The organism is Kluyvera genomosp. 1 (genome assembly GCF_001266615.1).
Classification (GTDB): domain Bacteria; phylum Pseudomonadota; class Gammaproteobacteria; order Enterobacterales; family Enterobacteriaceae; genus Kluyvera; species Kluyvera cryocrescens_A.
Genome location: NZ_LGHZ01000060.1, coordinates 1 through 1,782, shown reverse-complemented (window position 1 = coordinate 1,782; position 1,782 = coordinate 1). Strand labels below are relative to the sequence as shown.

1 protein-coding gene and 1 tRNA gene are annotated in these 1,782 nt (G+C 52.5%); one reads left to right on the top strand and one right to left on the bottom strand.

The features are described 5' to 3' along the window. Positions 1 to 233: 233 nt before the first annotated feature. Positions 234 to 321: transfer RNA gene (locus KP80_RS22035), tRNA-Ser, on the bottom strand. 462 nt (positions 322 to 783) lie between these two features. Here KP80_RS22035 and KP80_RS22030 point away from each other — a divergent pair. After that, positions 784 to 1,653 (top strand): arylamine N-acetyltransferase family protein, encoded by an 870-nt coding sequence (locus KP80_RS22030; protein ID WP_231625950.1) that lies wholly within the window; start codon positions 784 to 786, stop codon positions 1,651 to 1,653. Positions 1,654 to 1,782 lie beyond the last annotated feature (129 nt).

The following is a 1,782-nucleotide window of genomic DNA, read 5'->3' as shown; positions in this document are numbered from 1 at the left end:
AGATGTGTATAAGAGACAGAGCCCGTACTTTCGTACGCGCTCTTCTTTAAATATGGCGGTGAGGCGGGGATTGACTCGCTTTGCTCGCCCTGCGGGCAGACAGCTTACTGCGTTCGCTGTCTGTCCAACGGGCGTTGCCCGTTGTCGACCCCGGTTCCGGGGTTCTCACCCCGCCAGGCTGTGCGATATGCGAAAAAAAAGCCCGTACTTTCGTACGAGCTCTTCTTAAAATATGGCGGTGAGGCGGGGATTCGAACCCCGGATACGTTGCCGTATACACACTTTCCAGGCGTGCTCCTTCAGCCACTCGGACACCTCACCATATTGTTTTGCTGCTCACCGTGGGTGGGCAACGGGGCGCTACTATAGGGAGTTGGGCTAAAACGGTCAAGCATAATTTATGCATTATGTTTCGTTCGGTTAATCAATGAACACTGTCTTGCTGAATAAGGCTGGACTGAGGGAATAATACCCGCAATCGAGTGCATTAGCGGGTCTGATCACGTTAAGCGAGGGAGATTTTTTCTATTTACAGTAGTGATGGAGCCGCACTTGATAACGTCTTACTTTTGGATTTCTGCTGGCATGAACATCAGTGGGCACGCTGTTACGCGGTCATCTTATTAGATTGTGTACAGAACTCTCTGATGCAGAAGAGCATTTTCCGCGAGAGTCCTGCATCTGGGCAAAAGGGTTTTTACACTTCATTTACAATTGCGTGAGGAGTGTGCTATTTGTCATCTCTCGGTTCTTAATTGGAGCGGCATCAGCCACGAATCCGGAATGAATACGCAAGATATTCAAATGGCAATTAGTTTGGCTCTGGCCGAACAGGTGCTCGAAAAATTAGGGTTCGGTCATCTTCCTGCGCTGACGGAACAGGGATTAACGCAACTGTATCAGGCCTGGTGTCGACGCGTGCCATTCGACAATATTCGTAAGCGCATCCAGGTTGCACAGGGGGGCAGCGCGGTTCTTCCTGGATTTACACCTGATGATTTCCTTTCGCACTGGCTGCGGTTTGGCACTGGTGGGACCTGTTGGGCAGGGCATGGGGCTTTATATGCTTTGCTAAAGGCGTCTGGGTTTGCCGTACAGTTTGGATTGTCGACCATGCGTTCTCCACGTCCGGTTAGTGCCGATTCACCGGGTCACGGCACGTTGTTTGTCCGCCTGGAAGAGACGCTGTTCCTCGTGGATGCAACTATGCTGCATGGCCAGCCTTTACCGCTCCAGGCCTGGCATTCACCTCATCCCATCTGGGGAACACGGGTACATCGAGATGAAGGTGTCTGGTGTATCAACTGGAAACCGCTTGGTCGCTCCCGAATTGACTGTCATCTGCTTAATCTGAATGCGGCAGGGCATGAATTTCCGCAGCGCCATGAGCAAAGCCGTCACAACAGTCGGTTCGACGGGGCATTGCATATTCGGCTTGCGGGCCGAGAGTCGATAACCGGGATTGTGAAAGGGGAAAAAGTGGTGCGTGAGGCCTCAGGCAAGGAGTCATTTTCTCCGCTGTCGCATCACCAACAAAAGATGATGCTGCTTGAGCGTTTTGGTATTGCGCCAGAGATTGTCGCGCAGCTACCACCGGATGACTTGAATAACCAGGGCGATACCGTTATCGAACCCCGCCTGAGCGTGGAATAGACAAAAAACGCCCGTACTTTCGTACGAGCTCTTCTTTAAATATGGCGGTGAGGCGGGGATTGACTCGCTTTGCTCGCCCTGCGGGCAGCCAGCTTACTGTGTTCGCTGTCTGTCCAACGGGCGTTGCCC

Coding starts and splice junctions, on each gene's coding strand:
- KP80_RS22030 (WP_231625950.1), top strand. CDS start 784: ATGAATACGCAAGATATTCAAATGGCAATTAGTTTGGCTCTGGCCGAA.